Below are 16,620 nucleotides of genomic sequence, written 5' to 3'. Positions count from 1 at the left end.
CCTACGCCCACGCGGCTGCATTCCCCAGCCGGTCTCGTTCCCGCGATGGACGACGCGCATCGCACTCGAGCAGTACCGTCGGAGCAACGGGAGGTGCGGCATGCGGTTCAGGTCACGCACCGCGGCCGCGGGCAGGGTGTACGCCGTCACCGGCACGAACACGGTGTCGTTCGCGGTGATCGCGAGCGACCGCACGAAGGCCGGCCTGCTCGGCTTCGCCGTACGCCGTTATGACCTGGCCGCGGGCACCGACGAGTGGATGTCCGGCTTCAAGGTCTTCGGTTCCCTGATCCCCGAGCCCGATGCCGACACCCGGGTCAGCACGCACGACCAGCCGGTACAGAGCTTCACGTGGGACGACTTCACGTGTCAGCCGGACAGCCGCTACCGCTACGTCTTCCACCCGCTCAAGGGCACGCCGTCCGACCTCGACCGCTCGGCGACCGCGCTGACGCTGACCATCCGCACCGAGCCGTTGTACGGCGAGCGCCACGACGTGTTCTTCAACCGCGGCGTCGCGAGCAGCCAGGCCTACACCAAGACGTACGGCGACACCCGGATCGCCGACCTCGACCCGGACCGGCAGAAGCAGGCGCTCGGCTGGCTCAGCCGCGACCTCGACGACGCGCTCCTGCGTTTCGTGGATCAGACCCAGTCCGGTGACCGGCTGCTCGGCTGCTTCTACGAGTTCGCCTACGAGCCCGCCGCGACCGCCCTCAAGAACGCGATCGACCGCGGAGTCGACGTCCGGCTGGTCGTCGACGCCAAGCAGAACGGCACCGCCACCACCGCCGACTTCCCGCGCGAGGAGAACCTGGCGACGCTCGCGTCGGCGCAGATCCCGATGGACCGGGTGGTCCTGCGCGAGGCGCGCAAGGCCGACATCGCGCACAACAAGTTCATGGTGCACATCCCCGCAGGCTCCGTGCCGACCCAGGTGTGGACCGGCTCCACCAACCTCACTCTCGGCGGCATCGCGGGTCAGACCAACGTCGGCCACTGGGTCCGCGACCCGGCCACGGCCCTCGCCTTCCAGGGCTACTGGAACCTGCTGTCCAGCGACCCCGGTGGCCGCTCGGACGACACCCGCTCGCAGGCGATCGCCAAGAACGCGGCCTTCCGCTCGGCGGTCGAGCAGCTCTCCCCCGTGCCCGCGGACCTGCACGACGCACCGGCCGGAGTCACGCCGGTGTTCAGCCCACGCAGGACCACCGCCGTGCTCCAGGAGTACGCCGTACTGCTCGACAGCGCGGCACGCGAGGGCTGCATCACCTTCGCCTTCGGTGTCGGTGCCGCGTTCAAGGCCCTGCTGTCGGACAACACCACGCAGAACGCGATCGTCTTCATGCTGCTGGAGAAGCAGGACAAGCCCGACCCGAAGCACCCGACCGCGTTCGTCCGGATCAACGCCCGCAACAACGTCTACCAAGCGTGGGGCTCGTACCTCGAAAACCCGGTCTACCAATGGGCGAAGGAGACCAACGCCGCGCTCCTCGGCCTCAACAGCCACGTCAGCTACGTGCACTCCAAGTTCATGCTGATCGACCCGTTGGGCGACGACCCGATCGTGGTCACCGGCTCGGCCAACTTCAGCGACGCGTCGACGACCGACAACGACGAGAACATGATCGTCGTCCGCGGCGACCGCCGGGCCGCCGACATCTACACCACCGAGTTCAACCGGATCTTCAACCACTACTACTTCCGCAGCGTCACCGAGGCCACCGCCGGCGAGCCGCAGTCGGTCCTCGACGCCAGCCTGTTCCTCAGCGAGGACGACAGTTGGGAGCAGAAGTACGCGCCGGGGTCGCTCAAGTGCAAGCGGCTCGCGCTCTACCAGGCCATGACCGGCTTCACCCGCGCCTGACGCCGAAGTGGGCCCTCTCCCGCGCCCAAGAGGGAGTTCTCCGAACCCCAGGTGGGAGTTCTCCGAACCCCAGGTGGGAGTTCTCCGGCCCCAGCACTGGAGTCTCCGAGCCCGACTCACCGTTGACTCCGCCGGGTGAAGCCCACCTCGGCCGCGGACAGGCCACACCTCGGCCGCGGACAGGTCACACCTCGGCGGCGGACAGGTCACACCTCGGCGGCGGAGAAGGCCCACTTCGGGCGATCAGTAGTACCAGGGGAACGGCGACCAGTCGGGGTCGCGCTTCTCCAGGAACTGGTCGCGTCCCTCCTGGGCCTCGTCGGTCATGTAGGCCAGGCGGGTGGTCTCGCCGGCGAAGAGCTGCTGGCCGACCAGGCCGTCGTCGATCAGGTTGAAGGAGTACTTCAGCATCCGCTGGGCGGTCGGGCTCTTGCCGTTGATCAGGGTTCCCCACTCCAGGGCGGTGGCCTCCAGCTCGGCGTGCGGGACGGCGCGGTTCACCGTGCCCATGCGTACGCCGTCCTCCGCGGAGTACTCCTGGCCGAGGAAGAAGATCTCGCGGGCGAACTTCTGGCCGACCTGCCGGGCGAGGTACGCCGAGCCGAAGCCGCCGTCGAACGAGCCGACGTCGGCGTCGGTCTGCTTGAACCGCGCCTCCTCGGCACTGGCCAGGGTCAGGTCGCAGACGACGTGCAGCGAGTGCCCACCGCCGGCGGCCCAGCCGGGGACCAGGCAGACCACGATCTTCGGCATGAAGCGGATCAGCCGCTGGCACTCCAGGATGTGCAGCCGGCCGAGCCGGGCCTTGTCCACGGTGTCGGCGGTCTCGCCCACCGCGTACTGGTAGCCCGCCTTGCCCCGAATGCGCTGGTCTCCGCCGGTGCAGAAGGCCCACTTGCCGTTCTTCCGGCTCGGCCCGTTGCCGGTGAGCAGCACGCAGCCGACGTCGCTCGACGTCCGTGCATGCTCCAGGACCCGGAGCAGCTCGTCGACCGTGTGCGGGCGGAAGGCGTTGAGGACGTCGGGTCGGTCGAACGCGACGCGTACCGTGCCGTGGGCCCTGGCCCGGTGGTAGGTGAGGTCGGTGAGGTCGTCGAAGCCAGGGACGTCGTCCCACTGCTCGGGGTCGAAGATCGCGCTGACACCCTCGATCGCGCTCATGCGGACAACCTAGTGGTGCCGGAATGCGTGCGTGGGACTGCCGGTTATCCCTGACATGGCACTCGAAGGCACCTACGTCCCCAGCTCCCAGCAATGGGTGCGCGACCAGGTCGCGGCGTACGAGGAGTCCGACGGCGAGCGCGCCAACACCCTGCGCGACACCGGCTACCCGATCGTGGTGATCACCTCGATCGGTGCGAAGAGCGGCCGCCTGCGGAAGAACCCGGTGATGCGGGTCGAGCGCGACGGCGCGTACGTCGCGATCGCGTCCGTGGGCGGGTCACCCAAGAACCCCGAGTGGTACCACAACTTCCTCGCACACCCCCAGGTCGACCTGCAGGACGGCGCGGAGAAGCACACGTACGACGTCCGGCTCGTGTCGGGTGCGGAGCGCACGCAGTGGTGGGACTACGCGGTCGAGACCTGGCCGACGTACGGGGAGTACCAGAAGCGGACCGAGCGGGAGATCCCGGTGTTCCTGCTGGAGCGCGCGGACTGAGTCCTACGTCGCGCGCGCGATCGACGCGGCCAGCCCGACCAGATGACCGAGCCGAGCGAGCTCGGAGTCGAGGAACTCAGGGCCGCCGCGGCGCCCGATGGCCACCACCCGCGCCTGCCCGAGCGGGGCGATCGCGACCAGGTCGTCGCCGATCGTCTGCCGGGCGAGCCCCGAGTCCGGCTTGAGGTCGATCGAGGTCGGCGCCCCTTCGCTGGCGCGCTCGATCTCGAAACCGTTCTCGGTGACAGCGACCCGGGCCGCCCACTCGCACCGGAAGGCGACCGGCAGAGCCTCGACCACCCGGTCGAGGGCGATCTTGGGGTCCGCGGTCAGGGATTCGACCACCTCGAGGTCGGGAAACAGGTTGCCGCCGGCGAGGTAGCGGCTGATCCACAGCACCTTCACTCCGTCGACGGCGTTGCACGCGGACACGACGGAGTCGGGCATCGTGCCTTCGACCATGTCGAGGAGCACGTCGTCGACGTCGGTGCCGTCCACGCGCTTCTCGACGATCTCGATCGACTCGATGTCACCACCCGCGGCGCCGATCGCGCTCGCCAGACGGCCCAGCGACCCGGGCACGTTCGGCAGCTCCACCCTCAGCAGCAGCATGCCCCGACCCTAGCCAGGTCACGGGACGGTCAGGTCTCGTTGCCCGGGGAGTGGGCCAACCGCGGGGCCAGGCCACTGGCCCGCTGCGCCTCCCGACGTACGGCGAGGCGCACGGCGTCGGGCGTCGCCACCACGGTCACCTTCTGCTCGGCGCGGGTCAGCGCCGTGTAGAGCAGCTCGCGGGTGAGCAACCGCGAGTCGTCGGGCGGGAGCAGCACGGTGACCGTGGCCGCCTGGCTGCCCTGGCTCTTGTGCACGGTCATCGCGTGCATGGTCTCGACATCGGTGAGCCGCGAGGTCGCCAGGTCGCGATGACCACCGGGTACGGCGATCGCGGCCCGCAGGCCTTCGTCCGTGGCGACGACGACCCCGGTGTCGCCGTTGAACAGGTCCAGCCCGTAGTCGTTGCTGGTCAGCAGCAGTGGCCTTCCGGCGTACCACTCCTGACCCCAACCGCCCCCGATGGGCAGCCCGGTGTGCTCGGAGAGGGAGCGTTCGACGAGCCGGTTCCAGTGGCCGACGCCCCACGGGCCGTCCCGGTGGGCGCACAGCAGGCGGTGCCGGTCGAGGATCGCGACCGCCTCGCTCGCGTGGCCGGACGCCGCGGCCTCGCGCAGCCGCAGGGCGTGCCTCACCAGCCGGTCACCGAGCCCGGCGAGGACGTCGGGATCGGACGCGTCGAGCAGCTCGACATGGTCGCCGCCGGTCGCCAGGAGGTCGAGCGCGGCGTCCGCGTGGCCGTCGCGCACCGCCGCGGCGAGCCCGCCGATCTCCGGGCCGAACCGGTGGGACGTCGTCAGCGCGGCCACGACCAGGGGATCACGGCGGGTGAGCCCCGCCACCAGGTCGGCGAGCACCGCCCCGGCCTCCACCGAGGCCAGCTGGTCGGGGTCACCGACGAACACCAACCGGCAGTCGGCGCGTACGGACTCGACCAGGCGGGCCATCATCGTCAGCGACACCATCGAGGTCTCGTCGACCACGATCACGTCGTGGGGGAGCCGGTTGCGCCGGTCGTGGCGGAACCGGTTGCGGCTGCCGCGCTTCCAGCCCAGCAGCCGGTGAAGTGTCTGAGCGACGGGCTGACCGACCGCGTCGCGGTGATCGTCGAACGGCGCCCCGGCCAGCGCCGTCCGCACCGCCTCCTGCAGGCGCGCCGAGGCCTTGCCGGTCGGTGCGGTGAGCGCGATCCGGAGCGGCCGGTCGGACTGGTCGGCCAGCAGCGCCAGCAGCCCGGCGACCGCGGTCGTCTTGCCGGTGCCCGGGCCACCGGTGAGGACCGTGGTCCACTGCCGGGCCGCCGCGAGCGCGGCCGCGCGCTGCTCGTCGTACCTCTCGTCGAAGAGGACGCGCGCCACCGTCTCGAGGCGTGCCTCGTCGACCGCCGGAGGCGGCAGCGACAGCCGTGAGACGAGGTCGTCGCGCACCTGGCACTCCTCACGCCAGTAGCGATCGAGGTACAGCACGCCGTCCTCGACGCGCACGACGCCGGCCTGCGCGACGCGGCTGGCCGCCACCCGGTCGACCCAGCCGTCACCCGGCCAGGCCAGGCCCGGTGGCAACGCCTCGGCGGTCAGCCCGGGCAGCTCGAGGCAGACCGAGCCGTGCCGCAGCGAACGCACCGCCAGGGCAACCGCCAGCGCGACGTCGTCGTCGGGCTCGGCGGCCAGCGCCTGGATGCGCCGGGCGGCATGGACGTCCGCGGCCTCGACCACGCCCGAGGCGTTGAAGCGGCCGAGCACGCCGGACAGCCCGAGCGCGAAGCGGCGGTCGTGCGGGTCCTCGGTCTCGAAGGGCTCGATCATCTCGCGGTCCCTTCGAGCAGGTCGCTGAGGTCGGTCACCAGCGCAGCGGGCGGTGACCAGTCGAAGACGCCCGCGACGCGCCCGTCGATGACCGGCGTCTCGGGGCCACACATGCCGCGCAGGAACAGGTAGAGGACACCGCCCAGGTGGAGCGACGCGTCGTACGACGGCAGTCGCCAGCGCAGATAGCGATGAAGGACGACGGAGTACAGCAGCGCCTGGAGGGGGTAGTGGCTGTGCAGCATCGCCCCGGCCATCTCGGCGCGGCCGTAGTCGGCAGATGTCAACGGCGTCCCGGGCTCACCGAGCAGGTTCGTCTTGTAGTCGACGACGACGTATCGATGACCGCCGTCGTCAGCACGGCCGTCCGGCACGCGCAGGACCACGTCGATCGACCCGGACAGGTAGCCCCGCAGCGCCTGCTCAGCGAGCGGGCCGACGAGCTGGTCGGCGTACGGCGCGAGCGGGTCGCCGGCGGAGAGGTGGCGGCGCAACAGTCCGGCGACGTCGCCGAGACGTACGTCGTTGCGAGCCCGCTCGGGGCGGTCGCCGCCGGTCAGCGGGAACTCGAAGTCGAGCTCGCAGAGCCGGTCGCGCACCGGGATGTCGACCAGGCGGAGCCCGGACGCGAGCGGACCGAGAGGCGTGTGTTGCGACGGGACCAGGCCGTCGGCGATCGCCTCGGCGTCGACGCCGACCGGCCACCAGGACAGCTGTTCGCGGGTGCGGGCCAACAGCTCCTCGCGCAGATCGGGCGCCTCGGGGTCGGCCAGCTCCAGGACACCGTGCACCAGGCTGCCGAAGGTCGCGCCCGCCGGGAGGTCGGCCATCGGGCTCGAGCGAGGACGCTGGGATCCGACGGAGTCGGAGCGCGGCGGCCGCGGCGAGACGGAAGCGCGCTCGCTCGCGAGGTGGCCTGACATCTGCTCGTCGTCTTTCGGTTCCACCTCGACTTCCGAGCTCACCCCGGCCGGCTGCTCCTGGACCCGGATCAGCCCGGAGTACGACGTGCGTCGCCACTCGGTGTCGACCTCGCGGTCGAACACCCGGGCGGCCAGCTCGCCCACCGGGCCACGCGCGGCCTCGGGCGCCGCGTCCGACACCCTCGACACCTCGGGCGACGGCCCGCCGAGCTCGTGGAGCAGGCCGAGGATGCGAGCGACGTACGCATCGTCCTTGACGCCCTGGCTGTCGGGCACCTCGGCCTGTCCCGGCTGGCGTCCGAACAGGAGTCGGTGCAGTCCGCCGTCGGGGGTGTTCCGGGTCGGGGCCCACCAGGTGACGACCTGCGACTGGGCACGGGTCAGCGCGACGTACAGGTCGCGCAGCTCCTCGCCGGCCTCCTCGCCGAGATGTGCCTCCTCGTGGGCCGACCACTCGGGACCGCCACCGGAGACGTCGACCATCCGCGTGCCGTGCTCGTCGTGGTAGCGGGCCACGTCGACCGACCGGACGAATCTCATCGACGCGAAGGGCAGGTGGACGACGGGGTACTGCAGGCCCTTGCTCTGGTGCACCGTCGTGATCTGGACGGCCGCCGCGTCGCTGTCGAGACGCCGGACCCGTTCGGACGCGGCGTTCTCGCGCTCGGACCTCAGCCACTCCAGCAGCCCGGTCAGTCCCAACGACTCACGGCGGGCGGTCTCGTGGAGGGTCTGCGCGAGGTGCCGGAGATCGGTCAACAGCCGCTCGCCGCCGACGGTCCCGAGCACGCGGGCGGTCAGCCCGCGCTCCTCGGACGCCTCGAACAACGCCGCGACGCCGCGGCCGCGCAGCAGCAGGGCCCAGCCGCGCAGGCGGTCGGCGAGCCGGTCGGTGAGCTCATCTCCGCCGGCGTCGAGCTCGGAGAGGGTGCGGCCGAGGAACGACGTGAGGGCGGCGGCGCGGACTCGGCCCGAGCGATGGGGTTGCTCGAGTGCTTCGAGCAGGGCCAGCCACTGGTCGCCGGCCGGGGACGTGAGCAGCTTGGTGCCGCCGCCGACGACAGCAGGGATGCCACGAGCGACGAGCTCGGCCCGCACCAGCTCGGCATGGGACCACTCGCCGACCAGGACCGCGACGTGTCGAGCGGCGATCGGCTCGCCGTCCCAGGTCGCGTCGGAGGCGAGCAGCCCCGCGATGTCGCCGGCGCAGTCGGCGGCGATGTGCCGTCGCGCGTCGTCGGCGCGGATCAGCCCGCGGGCCAGCTTGAAGCCGCGCCGCTCGACGTGACGCACCCGGAACGGCGCCGGGGACGGAGCCCCCTCGAGCCGCGAGCCCGGGTGGGACGCGGTGACCTCGCGGACCATGATCCGCGGGTCGCCGAGGGCGGCGCCACGCAGCACGACCTGGAGGCGTGCGACGAGGTCGGCGTCGCTGCGACGGTTGGTGTCGAGCGTCGCCCGGGTGGACGCCGTGCCCGCGGCCGCGAGATAGGTGACGACGTCGCCGCCACGGAACGCGTAGATGGCCTGCTTCGGGTCGCCGATCAGCACCATCGTGGCGTGGCCGGAGAAGGCCCGGTCGAGCACCTCCCACTGCTTGGGGTCGGTGTCCTGGAACTCGTCGACCAGCACGATCTTCCAGCGTTGCCGCATCCGCTCCCGAGCGGGCGCGTCGTCTGCGGTGAGCGCGTCGGCGAGGCGGCCGAGGAGGTCGTCGTACGACAGGATCCCGAGGCGTCGCTTGCGCCGGTCGACCTCGCGGCGCACCTCGCCCGCGAACGCGACGCGCGCTCCCGCCTCGGACTCGCTGTTGCTCACCGACGCCAGCTCCGCATGGGCGTCGCCGACGACGGTGCGCGCCAGGGTGAGCGCGGCGTCGCGGCCGAACGGCGGATCGGTCGTCTCCCCGCCGAAGGTCTTGAGGTAGACGTCGTCGACCACCTCGACCACGAGGTCGTCCAGCGACTCGACCAGGGTGGCCCCGGTGTCGGTGTCGCCGGCGACGCCGAGCGAGCGCAGCACGGTCTGGCAGAACTGGTGCGTGGTCGCGATGGTCGCGGCGTCGAACGACGCCAGCGCGTCGCGCAGCCGCTCGTGCCGGAGCCCGACGTCCTGCTCCAGAAGGGTGCCGATCACCGGATGGCTCCGGTCGGCGGTCGCGGGATCGGCCAGCGCCCGCTCGGCGTGCACGAGCTGGTCGCGCACCCGCTCGCGGAGCTCCTGACTGGCGGCGCGGCCGAACGTGATCACGAGGAGCTGGTCGAGCGCCACGCCCTGCTCCGCGACGTACCGGGTGACGAGAGCGGCGACGGTGAAGGTCTTGCCGGTGCCGGCGCTGGCCTCGAGCAACGTGGTGCCGGTCGGGAGCGGACCGGCGAGGTCGAAGGACTCCATGCGCGACCTCACCAGCTCCCCTGCTCGGCCTCGATCAGGGGGCTCCACACCCGCATGGCCAGCGCACCGAAGCGACCGGTCTCGCCGGGAAACTCCTCACCCGGTGCCGGGCTCTCACGGACCTCGGGCGGCTCCTCGAGCCGACCCCAGATCTTCAGGACGGCGGGCTCGGACTGCTCGCCCGGGAACTTCCCGTCCCTCCAGTCGTAGCCCGCCTTGACCAGCGCATCAGGTACGTCGGCCCGGGTACGGCGTGCGCGTGCGTAGCCGAGCGAGGCCTTGAGGGGCATCGGCAGCGGCGCACGGAGCCCGCGATCACGCAGCGCGACCAGGTCGCGGAGCACGGCGAGCGAGGTGTGGTCGAGCGGACCGAGCTGCGAGGTGGCGACCGCGTCGCGTGAACGGCTGTGGGGACGCCCGAGCGTGTGCGCGGTCCAGTTGCGGTCGGCGTTGGCCGCCGACAACGCCAGCAGGTGCACCCACGAGGACATGCGGTGCTTGGCACCGAGCCGGGAGTAGGTCACCGGCACGAGCCGGTCGCCGTACACCTCGGGGACGGTGCCGACGAGCCGGCGGCCGCCGCCGAGGTCGACGGCGACGTCGACCGCTCGTGGCGTGGAGGCTCTGAGCTCCGCAGCCGCCTCGTGCAGAGGCGCGGTGCGCTCGAGGATCCGCCCGAGCATCCGCCAGCCGAGCTGGCCCGGCGGCAGCTCGCCTCGTCGCCACTCGCGCTGCTTCACCACGGCCGGGTCGAGGCCGGCGAGCAGGTCGGTGAGCACCCGGTCGCCGACCGCCCACTGGGCGAGGTTGTCGATCTCGACCGGGAGAGCGTCCTCCGGCTGGTCCTCGTCGATGGACAGGGCGACGTCGACGCCGTCGCGGCCGAGGAAACCCTTGACCGGGTCGGTCCAGAAATGCACGAGGTCAGCGAGGGACACGTCATCGGCGTGGGCCGGGCCGAGCGTTGCGTCGAGGAAGGGCACCGGCGGGGTGCGCGGTCCCGAGGCCGCCCGCGCGCCGGCCGCGGCGGCGGTGTCGAAGGAGAAGGTCTCTCCGGCCACGAGGCCATCGGGCGAGACGTTCTTCGGGTCGAACGGCTGCAAGGGATGGCGGACGGAGACGGCCTCGGAGATCGAGCGGCCGTCGCCTGTGGACCCGGTCGTGTCGAGGGCATCCAGCACCTCTCCCAGCGGTACGGCGGGAGGTCGCGGCTGCCCGGAGAACTCGTTGGCACCGGTGTAGGTGATCACCAGCGTCTGGGTCGCCGCGAGGATGGCGTCGAGCAGGAGCTGGCGGTCCTCGCTGCGGGCATCGCGCTCGCCGGTCATCGGGTCGCGGGCCAGTACGTCGTCGCCGTCGATCGAGCCCTGTCTCGGGAACACCCCGTCGTCGAGCCCGAGCAGGCACACGACCCGGTGGGGCACCGACCGCATCGGCACCATCGTGCAGACCGTGAGCGTGCCGGTGCGGAAGTTGGCGCGCGTCGGGCGACCGGCCAGGCGGTCGGTGAGCAGCGCGCGCACGTCGGGCAGGCGCAGGTCGACCGCGCCGAGGCCGGCGGACGCGCGTCGTACCCGGCCGAGCTCGCGGTGCACCTGCCCGGGCTGCCAGCCGTCGAGCGACGACACGGCGGTCAGCGACGCCACCCCGTCGTCGAGCGCCTCGAGCCAGTGGTCGAGCGGGTGCGTCCCGGTGAGCCGGTCGGTAGCGGCGCGCAACCGTGCGACGTACTCGGTGAGGCGGCCGACGAGGTCGACCTGCGCGCTGCCGACGTCGTCGAGCGGCAGCGCGCGGTCGAGCCAGGCCGAGGAGTCGTCGGACAGGGCGACGCCGGTGAGCAGCCGGTCGAGACCGAACTCCCAGGTGTTCGCGACGTAGTCCTGCAGTCCGAACTCCGTGCGATGAGTCGCATCGAAGGCCCACCGCACGCCGGACTCCCGCGCCCAGATGTCGAGCTGCTCGAGGTCGTCGTCGCTGAACCCGAAACGCCGGCGCACCGGCTCCGCCCGGGCGAGGTCGAGCACCTGCGTCGCCGGCGCACGCCCGCCCGCAACGTCGAGAAGGGCACGGGCAACGGCGAGCAGCGGGTTGGTCTGCACCGGCGAACGGTCGGCGAGGCGGACCCGTAGCCGGTGCGCGGGATGGCCGGTCTCGCCGACCACGTCGCCCAGCCCGAACCCGGCCTCGATCAGTGGGGCGTAGGTGTCGATGTCGGGGCACATCACGAGCACGTCGCGCGGCTCGAGGGTCGGGTCATCGGCGAGCAGTCCGAGCAGGACCTCGCGCAGCACGTCGACCTGACGGGCGACGCCGTGACACGCGTGCACCTGCACCGACCGGTCGCGGGGCTCGAGGGTGCGGCCGGAGGGACGGGCCTCGTCGGCGGCGAGGTCGGCCTGGAGCCAGCCGAGCAAGGTGTCCGTGGTCGGGGGTGACGGCTCCTCGGTGTCACTCGCAGGGTCGGCGACCGCGAGCGCCCGCTGGAGCTCCCTCGTGTCGCGCCCGAGGCTCGACAGCAACGGGTGGCGCACGACCTGATGACTGTCGTCGGCCTCCCTCTCGATGGCGCCCCGGCGCCCGACGAGGAGTGCCCAGAGGGCCGGCGACGGATGCGGCAGCCAGACGTGTACGTCGCGCCCGTCGCCCAGCGCCGCGAGCAGGTCGATCTCGGTCACGGAGAGCCGGGTGTGACCGAACAACGAGAGCCGCGTCGGCAGGTCGAACGCCTCGGGATCCTCGCGCAGCGCCTCGACCGTGTGCCGGTGGCGCTCGACCGGCGACGGCGCCGCCACCCGCTCCACCAGGCGACGCCAGAGCTCGGGCTGCCAGGACAGATCGTTCGCCAGGGCACGACCGGTGCCGTCACCGGCGCGGCCCTCGGACCAGTCGGTGACGAGGGACGGCCGTTGCCCGGCGTACGACGCGAAAAGTCCGGCGAGCCGACGGGCTACCGAGAAGCGCCGCCCCAACCGGAGGTCTGCCTCCTCCCCGATCAGCCCGTGCCCGAGGTGTCGCGCCAGGGTCGCCGCCCACGGCTCGCCGAGGCAGTCGTCGAGCACCTCGAGGAGCGGCCAGGCGAGCGCGTCGGGTGCCCATGGGTCGTCGTCCCGGGTGCCGGTGATCTCGGCGACGAGCGAGCCGGGTGACCGGAACTCCACCGCGGCGCAGACCCCGTCGCCGGTCGGTCCGGCGCCGAGCAGGTGTGAGAGCCGCTGGCTCAGCCACCGCTCCATCCCGCGCGCCGGCACGACGACCAGCTCGCTCGCGAACGGGTCCGGCAACGGCGCCGCGAGCAACCGCCCGAGTCCGTCGGCCAGCGCGTCGGCGCGGACCGCTCGGTGCAGGTGGAGGCTCACGGGACGACACTAGGCGGACCGTCGGACAGCACCCTCAGGGACGTCCCAACCGGGATGGGGGACGCGTTTCACCCTTACAGGTGAGCACGCCGGGGTGCGTCCGGCCCATACTCTTCGGCCGTGGCCATCCGACTCGCGATCGTCAACGACTACGAGGTCGTGGTGCACGGCCTGGTCTCGATGTTGCGCTCCTACAGCGACCGGATCGAGGTGGTCGAGGCGGATGTGAACGCCCATCCGGTGTCGGCGGTGGACATCGCCCTGTTCGACACCTTCGCCCAGAGCTTCCGCGATCGCGAACGCATCGCGCGTCTGGTGCGCGACCCTCGCATCGGCAAGGTCGTCGTCTACACGTGGAGCGCCGACGACCCGACGGTGAGCCAGGGACGCGTGCCGGGCATCTCGGCGTACGTCAGCAAGCGGCTCGCGGCCGCCGAGCTGGTCGACGCCCTCGAGAAGATCCACGCCGGCGAGCCGGTGCGTCTGCACGACCCGGGCCGCGGTCCGCTGGTCGGCGGCGACTGGCCGGGCCGCGAGGAAGGCCTGACCGCCCGGGAGTCCGAGGTGCTGTCGCTGATCACCCAGGGGTACTCCAACAACGACATCGTCGACACGACGTTGCTGTCGATCAACTCGATCAAGTCCTACATCCGCTCGGCGTACCGCAAGATCGGCGTCACCTCGCGGTCGCGCGCGATCCTGTGGGGCATCGACCACGGGTTCCAGCCCGACCGTGCTCGGTTGAGCGGCGACCAGCTGTCGCCCGACGAGCGCTGAAGTACCGAGGAGGTGCGCCATGGCACCACCAGTCAGCCGCGACGGCCGCGACGAGTCGGAGGACGAGCGGCTCGACCGCAACTGGAACGAGCTCCTGCAGGAGCTGAGAATCACCCAGACCGGCCTTCAGCTGCTCTCCGGATTCCTGCTGACGCTGGCGTTCACCCAGGTGTTCGGCGGCTTGGACGATCGGCAGAAGGCGCTCTACCTCTCCTTGGTCGTGATCGCCGGCATGGCCGTCGGGCTGAACCTGATGCCGGTGATGATGCACCGGCGCGTCTTCGGGGAGCACGTCAAGGGGCGTGTGGTGAGGGTCGGTCACGTCGTCGCGCAGATCGTGATCGCCGCCATCGCCGTCCTCGTGGTGGGGATGGCGACCCTGATCTTCTCGGTCGTCGTCAGCTGGACCGCCGGCATCGTCGTGGCGGCGTTCCTCGTGGTCGTGCTGGGCGTGCTGCTAGGCGTCCTCCCGTCGCGTCTCGATCCGGGGCGGTGAACCGGCTTCACTGGTCGGAAGCGCGACCGGCGCCCGACGCGCGGGGAGCAGCATCCGGGCGCACAGCAACGCCCAGAGCCAGGCGTAGACGAACGCGGTCACCACGTCACTCACGTGGTGGGCGCCGAGGTACAGGCGGGAGACCATCGTGTACGCCGGCACCACCAGCAGCAGCACCAGTAGCGCCTTCGCCACCCGGGTGTAGGCCCAGAGCAGCGCGGCGAGTGCGGCCGCGATGGCGGTCGCCGTACCGGTGTGCCCGGACGGGAAGCTGGCGTCGGCCACCAGCCCCGACTGGAGGATGGGCACCGGGGGACGTGGCCGCGGGTCGAGCGACGTACCCGCCAGGTAGAACAGGCCCATGCCGGCGTCGAGCACGCCGACGAACACCAGCGGCCACCAGGTCCGCCGCCAGACAGCGAAGACGACGCCGAGTAGGACCAGGACGACGAGTCCCGTCACCGTCTCGCCGACGAGGGACCCGGCATCGGCGACGTGCGTCAGCCCACTCGTGCGCTGGTCGACGAACCAGCGGTTGACCGGGTTCTCGTGCCGCATCGTGTCCTCGAGCGGATGCGTGATCGCCCAGCCGAGGGCGACGACCCCGGCACAGATCACCGCGAAGCCGAGCACCAGGCAGGCGACCGTCCGGCCGAGCGGTCGCCCGGTGGGCGGGGCGAACCTGCTCGGGGCGGACATGCGCCGGATTCTGCGCGGGGCCTGCTCGTCCCGGCTTCACCGCAAGGGGTGATGCCGGCTCGCGCGACGTTACGGAGGAAAATCGGAGACGCGGACCATCGACCGGGGCGGGGTCTGGTCCTAGACTCGCAGCCGGACGGTGCGTATTACGGAATGAGACGCATGATGCGCAACAAGGCGAGGGCCGCGGACACGACGGTCCGGCTGCTCGAGAACACCCGCTACGAGGTGCTGCCGACTGCCTCGATCGAGGACAAGGTGCTCGAGCACGTCCCCGTGGAGCGCACCATCACCGTGACCGCCTCGCCGAGCAAGGGTCTGGAGCCGACCCTCGACCTCGCCGAGCGACTCACCGGACACGGGTACGTCGCGGTCCCGCACCTGGCCGCGCGGATGGTGCGCGACCGTGCCGAGCTGATCGAGATCTCCGAGCGCCTCACCGGTAAGGGCATCACCCGGGTCTTCGTGCCCGGCGGCGACGCCGACCCGCCCGGTGCCTACCCCGACGCGCTCAGCATGCTCGAGGACCTCGCCGAGATCGGCCACCCGTTCACCCACGTCGGCATCACCGGCTACCCCGAGTCGCATCCCACCATCAACGACGACCTCACCATCCAGTCGATGTGGGACAAGCGCCGCTTCGCGACCCACGTGGTCAGCAACCTGACCTTCGACCCGTCGATGCTGGTCGGCTGGGTACGCCGGATGCGTGCCCGCGGCATCACCCTGCCGATCCTGCTCGGCGTACCCGGCCCCGTCGACCGGGCCAAGCTGATCTCCATGGCCGGCAAGATCGGCGTCGGCGAGTCGACCCGCTTCCTGGTCAAGCACAAGGGGACCTTCGCCCGGCTCGCCGCACCCGGCGGCTTCACCGGCGAGAAGTTCCTGCAGAAGTGCGCCGCCGAGCTTGCCCCACCGGAGCTCGGCGTCGAGGGCGTGCACGTCTTCACGTTCAACCAGATCGCCGAGACCGAGAAGTGGCGACGGGAGCTCCTCGAGCAGCTGACCACCGGCCGCTGACCGCGTTGACACGGCACGCAGGCTGCGTATCTTCGAAACCACCACCGCCGCGCTGAAGACTGTCGTCATGCTGGCCCGACCTTTCGCATCACCGTGATCCGCGACGTGACCCTGATCGGGTCCACGACGTTCGTGTTCATCGGCACGGTGCTGAGGATGTGGGACTCCATGGCGGAGGCCGACAAGGACGCCGAGTTCCTCCCGCGCACGTCCACCCAACGGATGCACCATCTCTTCAAGTTCTTCACGATGCTCGACCGGGTGGAGGATGCGGTCGCCCCGGACCGGTATCTGTACTACCTGAGGACAGCACAGGGCTGGTTCTTCCTGGCGGTGGGTTCCTTCGGGGCCCTGGTTCTCGCCATCGGCCATGTGGTCTTCTCCTGAGTGCCATCGCACGCTCGAAGCCGGAGATCCCCCGCGTCTGGCGTGGGGTTGGACACTTGGTGCGTGGTCGAGGTGGATCCCGAGCGGTTCGAGGTGATGGTGAGCGAGGCGCTCGACGGCATCCCCGAAGAGCTGGGCGAGCTCATGAGCAACGTGGCCGTCACGGTGCAGCACGACGGTGGTCCGAGGGGACTGTTGGGGCTGTACCAGGGAGTGCCCTTGACCCGTCGGTCGGGGTTCTACGCCGGCGCCCTGCCCGATCGGATCACGATCTACCGGCGTGCCATCTGTGCGATCTGCACCAGCGAGCCCGAGGTCGTCGAGCAGGTTCGGCGAACGGTCATCCACGAGGTGGGTCACCACTTCGGGATCGGCGACGCGCGGCTGCGTGAGCTCGGGTGGTGAGCGTCGGCTGCGCGGACGATCAGACCGGCGGCTCCGGGTCGTGCCGGCGCCATGTCGATGCGGGCGCTGACGCCTGCCCGTTCGGAGTTTTACCGATCGGGTCCGTAACCCCCGACCCGGGTCCTCGTTGACCCCAGTGATCTCGGTGCGCGTCCCCCCGCGCAGTGTGCCCCGCGGTGTCCATTCCCCCGCGGGGCACACTGATGCCCGCTGCTGAGC

At 71.3% G+C, this 16,620-nt stretch carries 13 protein-coding genes; 7 read left to right on the top strand and 6 right to left on the bottom strand.

Annotated features, from left to right (window positions below; all coding sequences use genetic code 11):
• Nucleotides 1–100: 100 nt before the first annotated feature.
• A complete protein-coding gene (locus tag VGJ24_RS09605; RefSeq protein WP_331500329.1) occupies nt 101–1,867 on the top strand; it encodes a phospholipase D-like domain-containing protein in 1,767 nt (588 codons plus the stop codon).
• Between the two features lie 243 nt (nt 1,868–2,110).
• Here VGJ24_RS09605 and VGJ24_RS09600 read toward each other — a convergent pair whose 3' ends face one another.
• A complete protein-coding gene (locus VGJ24_RS09600) occupies nt 2,111–3,028 on the bottom strand; it encodes a 1,4-dihydroxy-2-naphthoyl-CoA synthase (protein ID WP_331500328.1) in 918 nt (305 codons plus the stop codon).
• A gap of 55 nt (nt 3,029–3,083) precedes the next feature.
• Here VGJ24_RS09600 and VGJ24_RS09595 point away from each other — a divergent pair, with 55 nt between their 5' ends.
• Nucleotides 3,084–3,527 carry a nitroreductase family deazaflavin-dependent oxidoreductase gene (locus tag VGJ24_RS09595; RefSeq protein WP_331500327.1) on the top strand — a complete coding sequence of 148 codons (444 nt, stop codon included), beginning with the start codon at nt 3,084–3,086 and terminating at the stop codon, nt 3,525–3,527.
• A gap of 3 nt (nt 3,528–3,530) precedes the next feature.
• On the opposite strand, the gene VGJ24_RS09590 is transcribed toward VGJ24_RS09595, so the two are convergent.
• From VGJ24_RS09590 to recC, 4 genes are read right to left on the bottom strand one after another with little or no spacing between them, the layout of a single operon-like run.
• A complete protein-coding gene (locus VGJ24_RS09590) occupies nt 3,531–4,139 on the bottom strand; it encodes an amino acid-binding protein (RefSeq protein ID WP_331500326.1) in 609 nt (202 codons plus the stop codon).
• Nucleotides 4,140–4,168: 29 nt separating this feature from the next.
• The gene (gene recD / locus VGJ24_RS09585) at nt 4,169–5,944 is read right to left on the bottom strand and encodes an exodeoxyribonuclease V subunit alpha (RefSeq protein WP_331500325.1); all 1,776 of its coding nucleotides are present in this window, start codon (nt 5,942–5,944) and stop codon (nt 4,169–4,171) included.
• Nucleotides 5,941–9,273, bottom strand: coding sequence for a UvrD-helicase domain-containing protein (locus tag VGJ24_RS09580; protein ID WP_331500324.1), 3,333 nt, complete (start codon nt 9,271–9,273; stop codon nt 5,941–5,943). Before VGJ24_RS09580 ends, recD begins: the two co-directional genes overlap by 4 nt.
• Entirely contained in the window at nt 9,270–12,617 is a 3,348-nt protein-coding gene (gene recC, locus VGJ24_RS09575; protein ID WP_331500323.1) for an exodeoxyribonuclease V subunit gamma, read from the bottom strand. Before recC ends, VGJ24_RS09580 begins: the two co-directional genes overlap by 4 nt.
• 120 nt (nt 12,618–12,737) lie before the next feature.
• Here recC and VGJ24_RS09570 point away from each other — a divergent pair, with 120 nt between their 5' ends.
• Both VGJ24_RS09570 and VGJ24_RS09565 read left to right on the top strand, forming a co-directional pair.
• Entirely contained in the window at nt 12,738–13,394 is a 657-nt protein-coding gene (locus tag VGJ24_RS09570; protein WP_331500322.1) for a response regulator transcription factor, read from the top strand.
• Between the two features lie 19 nt (nt 13,395–13,413).
• Complete coding sequence (locus tag VGJ24_RS09565; protein WP_331500321.1) at nt 13,414–13,890, top strand: DUF6328 family protein; 477 nt, start codon at nt 13,414–13,416, stop codon at nt 13,888–13,890.
• Here VGJ24_RS09565 and VGJ24_RS09560 read toward each other — a convergent pair.
• The gene (locus VGJ24_RS09560; protein ID WP_331500320.1) at nt 13,852–14,589 is read right to left on the bottom strand and encodes a phosphatase PAP2 family protein; all 738 of its coding nucleotides are present in this window, start codon (nt 14,587–14,589) and stop codon (nt 13,852–13,854) included. The genes VGJ24_RS09565 and VGJ24_RS09560 overlap by 39 nt on opposite strands.
• A gap of 162 nt (nt 14,590–14,751) precedes the next feature.
• On the opposite strand from VGJ24_RS09560, the gene VGJ24_RS09555 reads away from it, so the two are divergent.
• The 3 genes from VGJ24_RS09555 (at nt 14,752) to VGJ24_RS09545 (ending at nt 16,401) form a co-directional block, all read left to right on the top strand.
• Nucleotides 14,752–15,609, top strand: coding sequence for a methylenetetrahydrofolate reductase (locus VGJ24_RS09555; RefSeq protein WP_331500319.1), 858 nt, complete (start codon nt 14,752–14,754; stop codon nt 15,607–15,609).
• A 93-nt stretch (nt 15,610–15,702) separates the two neighbouring features.
• On the top strand, nt 15,703–15,996 hold the full coding sequence (locus tag VGJ24_RS09550; protein ID WP_331500318.1) for a hypothetical protein: 294 nt from the start codon (nt 15,703–15,705) through the stop codon (nt 15,994–15,996).
• A 63-nt stretch (nt 15,997–16,059) separates the two neighbouring features.
• The gene (locus VGJ24_RS09545; protein ID WP_331500317.1) at nt 16,060–16,401 is read left to right on the top strand and encodes a metallopeptidase family protein; all 342 of its coding nucleotides are present in this window, start codon (nt 16,060–16,062) and stop codon (nt 16,399–16,401) included.
• Nucleotides 16,402–16,620 lie beyond the last annotated feature (219 nt).

Source organism: Nocardioides sp. (assembly GCF_036493135.1).
Classification (GTDB): Bacteria; Actinomycetota; Actinomycetes; order Propionibacteriales; family Nocardioidaceae; genus Nocardioides.
The sequence above is the reverse complement of the archived record's forward strand: the minus strand, read 5'-3'. Positions and strand labels throughout refer to the sequence as shown.